Origin of the sequence: Lysinibacillus sphaericus, from assembly GCF_006864135.1 — a bacterium.
Lineage (GTDB): Bacteria > Bacillota > Bacilli > Bacillales_A > Planococcaceae > Lysinibacillus.
The window spans coordinates 434,316-449,969 of record NZ_SADV01000001.1 but is presented as its reverse complement, the minus strand read 5'-3'; the positions used below and the strand labels follow the sequence as shown (position 1 = coordinate 449,969).

Here is a 15,654-nt window from a genome sequence, read left to right as displayed (position 1 = left end):
AATGACAACTAAATATTCATATAAGCTGTATGCCAATAAGCGTAATACAGACAAGAAATATATGACCTATACACGAGTAGAATTAATGGAAATGACAACCTTCCAGCTTAGAAATATTTGCTATAAGGAAAAGCTTGTGACAGGGCTTATTAATACACTGACAAGAGATGAGTTAATCGACAAAATTTTAAGATATCGTGGCTCTGAAGAAAACCCTCTTATTAGGGAAAAAAAGGATGGTGGCTTTGAACGAGTAGAAGCGGCTATGCAAGAGTATTTAAAAACACCGATGTCTGACAATGGTGATATTAAAATTCCTGCCAAAATGAGCTTATATAGTGGGATGAAAATCGATAAACCCGATCAGTATTTCGTTGAAACAGGCGGCTTTCTTGTTGAATCCAATGTACTACTAGTCAATGAGCAGCTAGATCTTTGCGGCATTCTTCATATCCTTAAAGACGACGAAGTCCCAAATCAATATTATTTCGCAGCTGATCAAGCAATCGGTATTCGGAAGACAAATAATAAAAACTACAGCTTTATTTTTTTAAGAAAGCAAGATTCCGAATATATCTTTAAGACTTACTATCAGGAAACCCCACTTCCGCCAACAAATCTTCATTACTATAAGGTGCCAATACCAGATTTAGAAATAAAACAGCTGGAAACAACTAATGCTATTCTTGCTATTGATTTTGGAACAACAAATACAACGGCTGGTGTCTATTTAGAGAGTGATTATGTGTCCTCTCCTTGTAGTCATGATTTATTAAATAACAGAATTCAGCTAAATAGCATTAATTTTGTACAATTTCCAGATCCACTTCATCAAAACGAATGGATTGAAGTAGTGCCGACAGTCATGACTGTAGCAGATTGCTCCAATGCAGATCAAGTAGGATATCACTTTGGTTATGAAGCATTAAAAATGATGAAAAAAAATAGCTATACATCATTGGCTACGAAATTCCAAGGTATTAAACGCTGGGTTAGTAATTATGCCAAGCTGGAAGAGGTGATGGATGCTAACGGGAATACGGCACTTGTTCCACGGAGCCAAATTATAAGAGAGTTTATGCTTTATATTATTCGAATGGCAGAGCATCAATTTAAATGTCGCTTTAAGCATTTACATATTTCCAGTCCTGTTAAGCTGAAAACACAATTTTTAGATATGTTTCGTGCGATTTTACCTGAATATCAAATTGAAACGGAGCATGCTCTCGATGAAGGAATGTCGGTTCTTTATAATACGATTGCCAATCAAATAGAGAATAATAGTTTTCTCGATGGCAAGGAATATAAAGCACTCGTGATCGATTGTGGTGGCGGAACAACAGACCTTTCTTCCTGTAAGTTTCGGATAGAGGACGGACATATTTCTTACAAAATTGATATTCATACTACCTATGAAAATGGGGATACGAATTTTGGAGGCAACAATATTACGTATCGTATTTTCCAATTTATGAAAATCGTCTTTGCCAATTATTATAGTCGAGGAAAGAATGATTATGATATCGATGCATTAATCGATATTCCAGGTAAGGATATTTATCGATTTGTAGACGACCATGGTGTGGAAGCAGTGTACGAGCAATTCGAAAAAGCCTTTGTAGATGCCGAAAATATTATCCCTACGCGCTTTAAAGAATATGAAAATCGCACACGTGATGAATACCTCCGTGTCCGCAATAATTATTATTTCTTATGGGAAATGGCAGAAGAGATGAAGAAGGAGTTTTTCCGCAAAACGGGTATATTAAGAAGTCGTTTTTATGCGGATAGCGATATGCAGCATGATAGTGATTTAAATGTCACAGCAGTAGACCGCTGGTGCCTGTCGTTGGTGGAAAACAATCAATTTAAAGAAGTTTATGACTTCCCAAATGTCTTTTTCAACATTAAAGAAATCAATCATCTCATAAAGGCGGATATTTATGATATCGTGCGAGAGTTTTTAGAGGAATTTTATGAGAATGGCATACTGAGTGACTATTCCATCATTAAATTAACGGGACAATCCTGTAAAATAGACGCATTTCGCGAGGCTTTAAAGGAATTTGTCCCAGGACGCAGCATTGAATTTAGACAAAAGGCTGAAAATATTGGGAAAGTTCCAGAGTTAAAGCTTGCTTGTTTAAGGGGAGCACTTCGTTATTTAAATGCTAAGAAAATTGGCATGATCGTAACAGAAGTAACGAATCATGCGCCAGTTGTCCCTTATGCTGTCAGTGCCTTTACACATAACCGTCAGGAAAAATTACTGATAAGTAGCTTAGAACGACTGAATCAAATTCACGGTACGATTTCTCGCCCATGGGGTGTAAAAGAAGTTGAGTTTTTCCTAACGGGTAGCGACAATCATACATCGTATAAATACACGTACTTTAATCGTCAGGAGGATTTTGTACCTGTTCTTTATGAGAATATCGCGATGCATTATCAAGATAAAATTCCGCAGGACGAGACGGACTCCATCACGAATGGGGAAGTGAAGTTCTTCGTCTTTGCAGGCGAAGATCATTGGGGCTTCCATGTAGTTCCTGTAGCAAGGAAAGACGAGCAGCTGTTTATCGGAAGCAAGGAATTCTTTGCCTTTGAGACCGATTTGTCTGAGCTAGATTTCTTTGATGGATTAAAGTAAAGCAGCCTCCGGCGGATGTCATGGAATCGGAAAGGCGTTTTTTGTGTAAACAAAAAGCCGATTCCGGACGCATTGTTTATCTGCGTGACAACGGTAAATGTATTCTGTAGCGAAAGCAAAGCGACAGCTACAAATGTTTTCTGCGCGAAAGCAAAGCCACAGCTACAAATGTATTCTGCGTGAAAGCAAAGCGACAGCGGCAATGACGCCGAGGCATAATTGATCAGTGAAAAACAAGAAAAGAGGTGGGTGACAGCTTGTTTGCCAATCAATATCCACATTTTCAAAAAGGCCGCATTTTAAAGCGAGAAATGCTAGAAAATTTGCGAGATTACCCAAGAGAATTTTTAGATTTATATTTCCAAGATTATTCGAATGGCATTATTTCTGGTGCCAGAATTATTGTAGCAGATACAAGCCTCATCATTACAAAAGGCATTATCAAGCATAATGGAAAGCTTTATATGCTGCATAGTAGCTATGAGCTTCCTTATGAAGCAACAGGAAGTGAAACAATTTTAAAAGTACGATTTGCCGAAGAAGTGAATGAATTAGATTTTAGAAACTTCACGACAGAGATTGTGCTAGATGATTCGCTAGAGCTTGCACATAATGAGCTAGAGTTAGCGCGCTTTAAATTAAAATCGGGTGCCAAACTGCGTTCAGAGTATATTGATTTTCTTGATTTTGCGACAGAATACAATACCGTCAATTATCTTCACTGCCAGTATGCAGGTTTTCAAAAAAGCACATATCATCCAATCATTTTGCACTATTTTGCACGAGAGCTGTTAAAAAATCGGCCAGTGAATCCGTATGATATAGCCTTTGCTTTAGAGTGCTTAAATCAAGAGCGCGTTCAACGAGAAGCAATCGATTTCTATATTTGCAATCGGCTAGAGCTTGATTACCAAACATTTTCTAATAGTCAAATTCATAAATATTTGAACCGTATTTTATTAGAATCAAAGCGCGGTGGTCGTATGACAGGGCACAGTCAAGGGCGACCTAAGCGCATGATTGTTGACTAGCTACTGGTCTGCTGATAAAAACGTTCATGAAACGGAAGGTGAATGGGTTGAAATTTTTAGATGAAAAAATTATTGCTCTTAGAAATGAAATGCGAGAGCAAGAACAACATGAATTAGCTCAAAAGCAAGCTGCTTTGAATCCTCCTGAGGAGCCTTTACAGGAGGAACAGTCTGAGCTACAAGCAATTGACCTTTACCAGGATTTTGTCAATATAGATGAGCAGGAAGTGCCGGTCATTGATCAGCGTGTGATGGATGGAAAAATTTCGTTCCGAATGCCGAAGCTCTTTTCAATCATGCCAGCTGAGTTAGCCTCATTAAAATACCCGTCAGAGCGAAGACCAAATATTATTTATACGGATGAATCATCTACTATCAATTTAGCCTTCAACAAGACATCACATTCCTTACCTGATGAAGGTGTAGCTGAGTTTCAGGAAAATATGATTGACGTTCTTGAGCAAGCTCAGCCTGCAGCACAATGGTTTGATACAGATGTGATCAAAATAGATGACAAAACAGTTGGCTTTATTGAGGTCATTACACCTGCTATTGATGGCGAGATTTTTAATTTAATGTTCTTTGTATCGATTGATGAGAAAGCACTTATTGGTACGTTCAATTGTACGGAGGAGGATACTGAGACTTGGCGTCCTATCGCTAGAGCGATGATGGAAACGATGCAATTCGCTTCTAACGGAAGGGGAGGCGTATTACGATGAGTGGATTAGTAACTGCCTATCACAATATACAAATATTGCCATTCAAGCTAGCGAGCATTCAAGAGCTAACACTCACAAAGAAAATGAATGAGCACACAACTTTACACTTCACGGGCATTGTACCTGAGGAAGTTCGAGATCAGTACGTGGAAATGACAGAGGTTTATTCATCCATCGAAGTGAATCAACTCGATCATTTAGGTGCACCTACCCCTTTATTTAAGGGGGTTATATTAGGCGTCAAAATACATGCGGTTAGAGGGATATACTACATGGAAGTCGAAGCTGCCTCCAACACCTACTTCCTTGATATTCAGAAGAAAAATCGCTCCTATCAAGATAAAGAGCTAACCTATTCATCTCTATTCAAGCTCATGAGTCCTTATTATCCTGGTCTAGATGTCATCGATGAGGCTACTAAGGGAGGGAAATTAGGCAAGTTTACTCTACAGTACCGAGAAACCGATTGGGAATTTTTAAAACGTCTTGCCTCCCGCTATAACACTGGACTAGTTCCTGCTGCTACTTTTGATAAGCCAAAGTTCCATTTTGGTGTCCCTGTTGGTCATGCAAAAGGAAAGCTAGAAGACTATCATTATACGACAAGAAAAAAACTAGCAGATTATCTTCTCTATACATATAACGGTAATCAAGGTATGGGAGAGCATGACTTTTTATACTATGAAGTAGAAACCGATAAGGTACTTGCTATAGGAGACTACGTAACATTTCATGAGCAAACACTCTATGTTTGTGAGGCCTCTACGTCGATGAAGGATGGCTTACTTAAGCATTGTTATACACTTTCAACGAAGAATGGTATGAACAAGAGTGAAATATTCAACGATGAAATTTCTGGTGTCTCTATTGAAGGTAAAGTGTTGGAAGTTGCCAAGGATCATATTAAAGTCCATCTAACTATTGATGAAAAACAGGATAAAGGTAAAGCGCATTGGTTCCTTTATGCAACACCTTACACAGCTGAGGGGCATAGTGGCTGGTATTGTATGCCTGAAATGAACGACTTTGCTCATGTGTATTTCCCTTCGCATCGAGAAGAAGAGGGAATTGCTAGCAGCTCGATTCGAAAAAATTTAAACAGTACCGCGACTAATAAGCTAGATGATCCTTCGACGAAATATTATAGAACAGCCTTTGGCAAAGAAATTAAGATGAGCCCAACAGAAATTGTCATTACAGCACAGGATAACGATATTTTTATCCGTTTAAATGAAGCGAGCGGTATTGAAATTTTTAGTAAAAAGGAAATTAAGCTTATTTCCGAGGCAGACATTTCAGTCAATGCAAGCAAGAAAATTCTGTTGTCTGCAGAGGAGGAAATTTCATTAAAATGCAAAGAAAGTAAAATAACGATGGATGGCAGTGTGCAAATTTTCGGGAAAGAAGTAAAGGCCAATTAGAAAGAAGGAGACACAGATGCAAGCAGAGGGAGTTTTACAGCATTTTTATGAAACGGAAGTAGAGAAAAGACGGTTGACCCATCTCTTAGCATTAGAGGATTTTTTCCAATCCTCAAAGGATGAGCTTGCTGAAGAATTTAGGAAATCCTTCCAAATTATTTGTCAGCAGCTACAGCAGCAACAATCCCTTCAACAGAAAGGACCAATTGGACATATTACGTTTTCCATGCTGCGCACAGAACTACTGGAAGGACGCCATCACTATCTAGTAGAGGGGACAGATGAGGATTGGTTCTTTGACGTCCGACCTATTTTAACGACCTATGATGCAAGCTGGGCTCTAAGCTTTTTAGAGCAATTCGTTGAAGAATTATATGTATACAGCAAAACGTTCATGGGAGCTATTTCCCAAGCGGATATTGAGCACATCAAGCTAAAGGAAGCGACTCATTTTCATCAATATGTTATTAGCCTTGCTAGATATGCATTACCAGTCATTATTAGATGTCCAGAATATTTAGCACTTGATCGGGATGATGCTGTAGAAATTCGTATAGGCGAATTTATGGACGTCAATGAAGTTGTCTATAGTGAGGACTTCTCCTCGAAGGATATTGAAGAAATCAAAGCTTGGCTGGCTCAAAAATTAGAGGATGAATATTCGTATGAAGTATTTAGCAAATTAAATCTAGCTGGTGGCAACTATGAAAACTTAGATATTCGATATGCCTTTTTCCAGAAAACGAATTTAGCACAGAGCCAAATGCGTAATTGCTTACTCATTGGCGCCAATCTTAGGAATAGTAAACTAATGGACGTTGATTTAAGCTTCAGCACGATTCATGAGGCTGATTTTAGCAATAGTCAATTGCAAGGTGCTAACTTCCAACAAACTCAGGGAGCAAGCGGACTAACTAATCGACAGCAGTGGGAAATGCCAGGCTATCTCCCAGTGAACTTTACTGGTGCTAATTTAGAGGGTGCTGATTTTGAGCTAGCTAATTTACGAGGTGCTTGCTTTATCGGGGCTAACGTCAAGAATGCTTATTTTGAAGGAGCTAATTTAGAAAAAGCTGTGTTCTCGAAGGAAGCACGGGAGCATCTAAAGCTAGATCCATTCCAAATAGCGAGTGTCATTTGGAAATAGATGTCGTGAAAAAGGAGAAACAAGATGAACTATTTTATTCTATCTCAGGATGAGCGTATCTCGAATGCTGTAGAACCAGTTGGACTATCAAAAATTATTAAAAAAGAACTATTAACAGTGGAAAGAATGGAGGAGCTAGAGGAGCTAGATCGACAATTTCCTGTATTAGATAAAAGTGAAAATGACTATATCGATTTTATCGAAAAGCCAATTGCTCTTTTAGCTGATCCAGTAAAGCAGCTAGTAGAAAAATATGAGCCACGCCTACCGTTTAAACCAGTTGTTCTCGTAGATATGCCGAAATTAAAACAGACGTTATATTGGCTTTCCATTCCTCCAAAAGTGGCCTGTCTTTCAGCACAAACCGAATTTCATCTAGATGGAACGCTAAAAAAGCTCGTTATTGATGAGACTTTAGCCGCACCATACACTTTCTTTCAAATTGAAGGGATAAAAGAGGATTATATCATTGTCAATATTGAGCTCGCAGAAAGTATATTGCGCCGTTCGTTTCGAGGTATTCGATTACGCAAAGTGCAAACGGAAGGTAAATGGAACGAGCTCCTTCATTCAAGGTAACTAGCGTAGCAAGAAAAACATTATTTATACAGAGTTGTTTGAAGGAGGCAATGATAAGTCGACGAAATCATTAATTAGTTTGTAATTTCGGCATTACCTATTATTTCGTTTTTGAGTATGCAAAAGTGAAGCGATGTGAATGGACGTTTCTTATAGAAAGGGTGATTTCTAATGGCGGATGAAATGCAGACAAAAGGCGATGAGCAGCGCAGTTATGTAGTTGCTGGTGCCCAATTATCTTGCTCACAGGGCGACCAAACAAGCATTTTAAAAATGCCAGTAAGCCATGGCGTTTATACAAAAAACAAGGCACAGATGAACACAATGGATTATAAACCCAATGTCAACATCCAGCCCTTTGGTTTATGTCAAACATTATCAAATCCTACAGTGGCAGCAGCAACAGCGGCTAATAATGGTGTTTTGAAACCGATGCCCTGTACTCCAGTGGTCACGATGCCATGGATTAACGGAAAGTCTGATCAGTTGATTGAGCGTTTTCCCGCACTTACCAATCAATCTACGAATATGTGCCTATATTGCGGGACGATAAAGGTAGAAGATGATGGTCAAGAATAAGCCATCATCCCATGAGGAAAGAAGGGTATTCATGTGAACACGTATGAGGAAGTTATTGGATACGGAGAGCTTGAGCTCGTATCCCCCTATGAGGTTCAAACGTTGCATGATCTCAGCTTGACCCAAACAGTGAATGACCATGCAAGGTTATCAATTACGGGATTTATCCTGGAGGAGAAGAAAGATCGCTGTATGCAGATTGCCAGCAGTTCAGATCAAATAGAGCTCTATGAAAAGCGCAATGGACAGCGTGTACGGCCGCTTTTTAAAGGGCAAGTATCCGAAGTGGCAGTTCGTATGGTGAGAGGCGTGTACCAAATTGAGCTAGAAGCGGTGTCATCTACATTTACCTTGGATTGTAAACGCAAAGCTCGCTCTTTCCAGCATGACAAGATGACGTATAATACTATGCTCAAGCAAGTACTTGCTAACTATCCAGGTGCAGATGTTATTGATACTGCATCGAAATCTACTCCTCTAAAGCAATTTATATTACAATATATAGAGACTGACTGGCAATTTCTAAAGCGCATGGCCTCTCATTTTCGAACAGTACTCGTACCAGCAGTAGATGCCGATAGACCTAAGCTATGGTTCGGTCTGCCGGAAGGTCGATTAGAAAAACTGTCAGCTACTAGCTATACAATCACCAAGGATCGCTCCAAGTATTTACATACGCTGCAAAATGACATTGAGCGACCAATAGAGGAGCGGGATACAGTATCCTATGTAATCGAGTCCAAAAAAACATTAGCGCTCGGTGACCGTGTCCAGATCCAAAACAAGAAGCTAGTTGTGGCCAAATCCATAGCACGCATGCAACAAGGTGTCCTTACATATGAATATTATTTACTGTCTGAGTCAGGCATTCATCGAGAAAGACTAAACATTCCTTCCCTGTCAGGCATAGCAATTGAGGGGAAGGTATTAGAGGTCAAGAAGGATCAAGTCCGCTTACACCTATCCATTGATGAGGCACAAAAAAAGGAAGAAGCCACCTGGTTCTCACTTGCTACGCCGTATACAGCAGAAGGACATAGCGGCTTTTACAGCCCACCAGAGGAAGGCGATAGCGTTCACCTTGCCTTCCCGACGCATCGGGAGGAAGCAGCCGTTGTTCGTCACAGTGTACGAAAGAGCGGCGACTCCAACCCGAAAACAGCCGATCCGAGAACATCCTACTGGGGCACACCAAAAGGCAAGGACATCAAGCTAGACCCACAATCGGTGACGTTTACCGCACAGGAAGGCGCCGTTTTCCTAAAGCTTGATCAGGGAAGCGGAGTAGAAGTACATAGTAAGCATCCGCTTACACTAAAAGCCAATAATACGATCACCTTTGCAGGGAAAAGCATTTCGATGAGTGCTACAGAATCCATGCATTTAACCTGTGGCTCCAGCAGTCTCGTTCTTGACGGCAACACCGATATGCAGGGACAGGTTGTGACAATGGAAGGCTCGAACAAAGCACCTGTGTCCATGTCCAATGCACCAGAAGACGGAGCAGACCTTGAATCTGCCCTAGACGTCATGGGCAGTATCCCTGTTGGTGGGGGTGGCGCTTAATGGCGAAGAAGGGGAAAAGTAAGAGTATAGGTTTTTTTGGAGCGATAGGCAGTCTCCTTGGCTGTATTCCCGCTGTTAGGAATGTTAAAAAAGCAATTGGAAAGGCCTTAAAAAAGAAAATCAAAAAGGCGAAAAATAAATTAAAATTAAAGAAACTCTTCAAAAGGCTTAAGAAAAACTTTAAGAAAAAGAGAGGAAAGGTTTTTACAAAGGCCAGGAAGCTTAAAAATAAACTATCCAAGAGAAAATTGTCCAAGATGTTTAAAAAGGCTGTAAAAAAAGCAGTACTTGCACAGAAAAAAGCTGATAAAAGGGCTACTACAAAGGGAGGAAAGGCGTCAAAAGCTGCTGTCAAACAAGTCAAAAAGTATGAAAAAGCCCAAAATCTTAAACTAATTTCTATGGGGTTGAATTGTGTTCCTATTTTTGGAAATATCAAAGCCTTATATGAAATGGGCACGGGTAAAGACTTAATTACTGGGCAAACTAAACAAACTGGGAAAAAAATCATAGATGAAGCAGAACTGGAGAAATACTTAAAAGACCGACAGTACGTATCAAACGGAAATAGAAATTCAGTGAATGCCGGAGAGCCGATAACAACCTTAGAAGATTTACAAGCAGTAGTGGGTGGAGGGCATTATACATTACCCCAAAGCAAACCTACTATAGTAGAACGTTTTATACTCACCTTGTTGTTTGAAGATATTGTTACTCTTGTTGACCCTAAATCCACAACTGGTGAAAGGATACTAGCAGGACTATCTATGTTGCCTACATCTAAGCCATTTAAAATAGTTGATGCAGGATATGATACATATAAATATTCTAAAAAAACAACGAAAATAATAGAAGATAGTAAAAAAACGTATACAAGTAATAACAAAAAAAATGATGTTCCAAATAATAATAATATACCAAATAGTAATTCTAAGAAAGAAGATAAGGCTCCAATAGTTGAAGTCACTGAGAAGGATGTCAAAGAACTTGGAGAATATATAAAGAATATCGATAAGGGGACGGTTAATGCTATCAGTGTTAACCGTGATACCATTATTAATTCAGCAACACAAGCTAAGAAAGGCGGAGAAACGGTTGTAGGCCATGCGCTACAAAAACATGGAGGAAGACATCCCGATATTTGGGGCAAAGTTAAGGGAGGCTCAGACCAAATTAATCAGACAGCAAAGAAGCATTTGGAGGAAATTATTAATGCTCCAGGAGATTTTATTAAAGTTACAAACGATAGGGGTATCACATTCATAGAAAAGAGATTGCCTGATGGTCGTGGAGTAAGACTTAATCAAGACGGAACATTTAAGGGCTTTATTGACTAATAAAAAAGGAGTAGATAGTTTGGAAAATCTTGAAATTATTCTAGAAGACTTCCGAAAAGATGAGTTAGATAAACTAGTGTTTGAAGAACTTAAGATTAGTTCATCAAAAGTAAAGTCATCTCATTTCTTTGATAAGGATAGTGGAGACGATGTTGAATTTCATCAAATTAAAAGTTTCCAGGAAATACTCACTCCTTTAGGGACGGGAAATTTATTTCTGATCCAAATAGAAATGGGATGTAGCTTAAATAATGTTATGATAATATTTTCCTTTGATAAAGATACAGGGGATATTACTTTTAATTTTTCAGAAAGAGAGTTATTAGTAGGTGAGAGAACTGAAATAAAGCTGAAAGCTAAGAAAATAGTAGAATCTCTTTTAGTTCTAAAAGACAAATATGATATTCCAAAAATAAGAATCGGTTTTGAGCCTGCATCCGATGATGATAGTTGTTTACTGGTGATTGGTCAGGAAACAATTGATTTAGAAAGTGCTATTGAACAAATTTTGAGATAACGCTTAAAACCTATAGAGGCACATTTAAGTGTACCCTTTGTAAAGGACATTTAAAAAAATGGGCAACTTATTTAAAATGTATCTTAAAAGATAGACATTTTGAAACAGAAGTATCTCAAAATGAATCGCAGTCCTTATAAAATGTTCAATTTAGTGTTGACATTCCAGTAAATTATTTTTAAAACCTTGAGGAGCTATGCTTTTCAAGGTTTTTTCTTGAACCGAAGAAATAAAATATACTAATACTATAAATTACCGATAAACAGATGATATAGGAAGTAAACTAGGCGGTACTGTTAGCAATGCAAAAGGTAAAGGTTATAAAGTTGAAATACCAAATGGTAATAAAACTATTACAGTAAGGATCATGGAAGCAGGCTCTGGAGGTCGAAATGAACCATATTATAGAGTTAGTATTGAGGGCAAAGGTTCACTTACTCTTGATGGTAAAATATCCAATGATAGAAGTCTTACACATATTGATATAACCGATGACGCATTAAAACAGATTGATATAATGATAAAAGCATATAAAGGAAAGTGATAATATGGAGGAAAGATTATCCGATTTACTCAATGAACTGTGGGCTGCAGTTATTGAAAGATATGAATTTGATATCTTGAAAAATACTATTAGTTTTGAGTTGAAAACAATAGATAATGGTTATGAAAATAAGTATAAAATGGTTTTTGAAGGAGTAACGGCATGGTATTTCGTTGAAAATACTGGTGAAGAAAGGCTTAATACAAAAGCTATTATTGAGGAAGATGACTATTTAGAATTAACGTCAATTGACTTTTATGTTGGGGGAATAGGACAAATTAAGCCCTCATCAATAGAAGAGGACTGGGTAAATCAATATTATTCTAATGCTAATTTTGCGTTGGAAATATGGAATGCTTTATTATTAGTTGAAGCAAAAAGCATTGTTATAAATGGGAATAAATATACTGTAAGTTAATTGTATTGCGGTTATCGTATAGATAACCGCCTTTTTTGGGGGACGGAGTGACGAACGTTCCCCTCTTTATTCATGGCATAGAGAAAACCCTTATATGCCCTATATGATGTTTTAACAAATTTTATAGTACGTACAACAACTTTAAAACATATGCCCTATTTAATGTATTCTATCTTATAAAAATAATTATAAAATTATCAGATACCATCATTCTCATCCCAAAATACTTAACCTTCGCTTTCTCCCTGCCTTTTAAATTTATTCGCAACTTTTACGTACATACAACGATTACTAGAGCGAGAGGCTACTCCACCTCGATTAACTCCTGAATGTCGATGTCTAACACTTTGCATACTGTTTCTAATGTTGATAGATAAACCCTGTCCACATTGTCTGAACAAAGATGGCTTATAGTATTTGGACGTAATCCTGTCATACGTGCTAATTCACGTTGTGAAAGGTCACGTTCTTTAAGGATTTCCTTTAGTTTAATTGATATTGGCATGGTAATTCCCTTCCTCTTTTTTATGCTACTTTTACGATACACAATAAATTTGTATCGGTAAAGGGGTTGAATGTATCGCTAAAGCCGCATACAATGGATTTATATTAAATATAGCGGCTAAGCGTTACATTAATTAAGATTAGCGTAACGGAGGGGGAAAAATCATGAAGGTAATTGGATATATTCGCGTATCGACACAAGGACAAGCAAGGGATGGATATAGCCTTGCATACCAAGAAGATGAAATCAAAGCATATTGTCAGGCTCAAGGATACACGCTATTGCATTTGTTTAAGGACGAGGGTATTAGTGGGGCTAAAGTTGATGAAGAAGCGTTAGAGGTGGACAGATTAGGTTTTCAGGAGATGTTGGAGTATCTCTCCCACCATGAGGTGGATTATGTTGTGACACTTAATACAAGCCGTTTATGGCGGTCAGACATTGTGAAAGTGTTAGTTCATCGAGAAATGAAAAGGTATGGAGTGGACATTCGGAGTATTGAACAACCGCAATACAGTATCCACAAGAAAGACCCTAGCGATTTTTTTATCAATGGCTTAATGGAGTTATTAGACCAATATCAACGGTTAGAAATCTCTTTAAAGCTAGGGAGAGGGCGAAACAAGAAAGCCCAACAGGGCGGCTATGCAGGAGGAAATGTTGCATTAGGCTATAAAGTGAAGAAAGGTCAGAAAAGACTAGTTGTTGATGTGGGACAAGCACTGACGGTTCAAAGAGTGTTTGACTTAAAGGAACAGTATCCTTCATGGTCTTTAACTCAACTAGCGGAACAACTGAATGATGACGGACATCGAACAAAACAAGGAAAGTTATTTACGAAAGTCCAGATCAAACGGGTTTTAGATAGAAAAGCCTTTTATAGTGGGTTATACCGCTATGGAAACATAACAGCAAATGGCAAACATCAAGCCATTTTATAACGGTTAACAGATAGAGGATGGATAGGCTTTCGTACCCTTGCGAGTCTAAAGAGACTAACGCTCGACCTAAGGTTGCCGACATTCTCTGTCTTGCTTTTTCCGTTCAATCTAATATAGGGGTGAGGTTTTCTGATGAAACGAGATAAGCATATTTATATAGGACTAGATTTACACAAGTTCCAACATACAGCGGTAATAGTGGATTGTTGGTTTGAAAAGCTAGGAGAAATGACCTTTCAAAATAAACCATCCATTTTTCCAAGTTTACTAGAATATGTGAACAGATTTCTTACAGAAGGTTTGACCCCTGTATTTGGATTAGAAGATGTGGGCGGTTACGGAAGAGATTTAGCGTTATTCATAATAGAACAGGGCTATATCGTTAAGTTTGTCAATTCCTCTTTATCCAATTCAGAACGAAACAGCTATGCGATGACACAAAAGAATGATAGTTGGGATGCTCAATGTGTCGCAGATGTTTTAATTCGTAAGTTACCATATTTACCTGACGCTACACCATCGGATATTCATTGGATAATCGCTCAACTTGTAGGCAGAAGAAACGCCTTAGTAAAAGCACAAACAGCTTTGAAGAACCAATTGCATATGCAATTAAACTATTATTATCCAAGTTACAAGGAGTTCTTTTCAGAAGTAGATGGGAAAACAGCTTTAGCCTTTTGGGAAAGCTATCCTTCACCATCTCATTTGGAGGGGGAAACAGTAGAGGACTTAAGAACATTCTTACTAGAAGCGAGTAACAATGCTTGTTCCACTAGAAAGGCAGAGCAAATAATGTCACTCGTTCTAGCTGATGGAGAGGTAAAGCGTGAATACCAAACATCAAGAGACTTTATCATTCAAAGCATAGTAAGAGATATCCGCTTTAAGAAACAGGAAATCAAGAAGGTGGATAAAGAGTTAAAGGTGACCATTCAAACGTTAGGTATGCAGCTTGAAACTATGCCAGGGATTGATACGGTTACTTCCTCCGCATTGATTGCAGAGATTGGTGACATTCATCGTTTTGCCAATTCTGACAAACTCGCAAGATATGCAGGAATTGCCCCTATTAAGATGGGTTCGGGCGGTAAGGAAACGATGAAGAAAACAAAACAAGGTAATAGAAAGCTATATGACATCTTTTACATTCTATCTGTCCAACAAGTCCAAGTTAGTAAAGGTAGTAAAATACCTCGAAACCCTGTCTTTTATGCTTATTATAACCGTAAGCTAAGTGAAGGGAAGTCAAAGTCACAAGCCCTTCTTTGCATTATGAGAAGATTAGTCAGAATTATCTATGGTATGATGAAAAATAAAATGGCTTATATTATGCCAGATCAACCAGAAACAAAAGCTAGTTAATCAATATGGGTGGTGGTTGAACAAACTGCCATCCTTTTATAAAGTACATTTTTAGATGTTCCTAAGGGTACGGGACAAGCTGCCAGTAATTTTAAATGGGGAAATCCTAAAAGTACTCCCACGTATGGTCATACTTTTTCAGAGCACGGAGCTAAGAAAAAGCCAAATCAGCTTACAGATAGAGCCAGAGGAAAGGGACATCAAATCAGCCAATGGCTTGATGAGAAGAGTGCAGCGGATTTTATTGCAGAGGTGGCGAAAAAGGGACCTGGTGTTCATGATGTTCCGCTACCATCATCTATTAAATCAAGAGGATACTTGCCAGATGGTAC

14 protein-coding genes are annotated in these 15,654 nt (G+C 38.4%); 13 read left to right on the top strand and 1 reads right to left on the bottom strand.

Annotated features, from left to right (window positions below; all coding sequences use genetic code 11):
- Position 1: 1 nt before the first annotated feature.
- The 11 genes from C7Y47_RS02060 (at position 2) to C7Y47_RS02010 (ending at position 12,511) form a co-directional block, all read left to right on the top strand.
- Entirely contained in the window at positions 2-2,650 is a 2,649-nt protein-coding gene (locus C7Y47_RS02060; RefSeq protein ID WP_142507233.1) for a molecular chaperone, read from the top strand.
- Positions 2,651-2,907: 257 nt separating this feature from the next.
- Positions 2,908-3,681 (top strand): DNA and RNA helicase, encoded by a 774-nt coding sequence (locus C7Y47_RS02055; protein WP_132356714.1) that lies wholly within the window; start codon positions 2,908-2,910, stop codon positions 3,679-3,681.
- 38 nt (positions 3,682-3,719) lie between these two features.
- Complete coding sequence (locus tag C7Y47_RS02050) at positions 3,720-4,403, top strand: hypothetical protein (RefSeq protein WP_142507232.1); 684 nt, start codon at positions 3,720-3,722, stop codon at positions 4,401-4,403.
- Complete coding sequence (locus C7Y47_RS02045) at positions 4,400-5,824, top strand: hypothetical protein (RefSeq protein WP_142507231.1); 1,425 nt, start codon at positions 4,400-4,402, stop codon at positions 5,822-5,824. Before C7Y47_RS02050 ends, C7Y47_RS02045 begins: the two co-directional genes overlap by 4 nt.
- 16 nt (positions 5,825-5,840) lie before the next feature.
- Complete coding sequence (locus C7Y47_RS02040) at positions 5,841-6,971, top strand: pentapeptide repeat-containing protein (protein ID WP_142507230.1); 1,131 nt, start codon at positions 5,841-5,843, stop codon at positions 6,969-6,971.
- A 24-nt stretch (positions 6,972-6,995) separates the two neighbouring features.
- Positions 6,996-7,550 (top strand): serine protease, encoded by a 555-nt coding sequence (locus C7Y47_RS02035; RefSeq protein ID WP_142507229.1) that lies wholly within the window; start codon positions 6,996-6,998, stop codon positions 7,548-7,550.
- 171 nt (positions 7,551-7,721) lie between these two features.
- The gene (locus C7Y47_RS02030) at positions 7,722-8,129 is read left to right on the top strand and encodes a DUF4280 domain-containing protein (RefSeq protein WP_142507228.1); all 408 of its coding nucleotides are present in this window, start codon (positions 7,722-7,724) and stop codon (positions 8,127-8,129) included.
- Positions 8,130-8,162: 33 nt separating this feature from the next.
- A complete protein-coding gene (locus tag C7Y47_RS02025) occupies positions 8,163-9,695 on the top strand; it encodes a phage baseplate assembly protein V (protein WP_142507227.1) in 1,533 nt (510 codons plus the stop codon).
- Positions 9,695-11,032: a pre-toxin TG domain-containing protein gene (locus C7Y47_RS02020; protein WP_142507226.1), complete on the top strand. Its 1,338-nt coding sequence runs from the start codon at positions 9,695-9,697 to the stop codon at positions 11,030-11,032. Before C7Y47_RS02025 ends, C7Y47_RS02020 begins: the two co-directional genes overlap by 1 nt.
- Positions 11,033-11,051: 19 nt before the next feature.
- Positions 11,052-11,549: a hypothetical protein gene (locus C7Y47_RS02015; protein WP_142507225.1), complete on the top strand. Its 498-nt coding sequence runs from the start codon at positions 11,052-11,054 to the stop codon at positions 11,547-11,549.
- Positions 11,550-12,097: 548 nt separating this feature from the next.
- Positions 12,098-12,511: a YxiG family protein gene (locus tag C7Y47_RS02010; RefSeq protein WP_142507224.1), complete on the top strand. Its 414-nt coding sequence runs from the start codon at positions 12,098-12,100 to the stop codon at positions 12,509-12,511.
- 304 nt (positions 12,512-12,815) lie between these two features.
- Here the strand turns inward: C7Y47_RS02010 and C7Y47_RS02005 are convergent, their stop codons facing one another.
- Positions 12,816-13,016, bottom strand: a complete 201-nt coding sequence (locus C7Y47_RS02005) for a helix-turn-helix domain-containing protein (RefSeq protein ID WP_026089141.1) — start codon at positions 13,014-13,016, stop codon at positions 12,816-12,818.
- A gap of 164 nt (positions 13,017-13,180) precedes the next feature.
- On the opposite strand from C7Y47_RS02005, the gene C7Y47_RS02000 reads away from it, so the two are divergent.
- Positions 13,181-13,957 carry a recombinase family protein gene (locus tag C7Y47_RS02000; protein ID WP_142507223.1) on the top strand — a complete coding sequence of 259 codons (777 nt, stop codon included), beginning with the start codon at positions 13,181-13,183 and terminating at the stop codon, positions 13,955-13,957.
- Between the two features lie 132 nt (positions 13,958-14,089).
- Entirely contained in the window at positions 14,090-15,322 is a 1,233-nt protein-coding gene (locus tag C7Y47_RS01995) for an IS110 family transposase (protein ID WP_142507222.1), read from the top strand.
- The last annotated feature ends 332 nt before the right edge of the window (positions 15,323-15,654 follow it).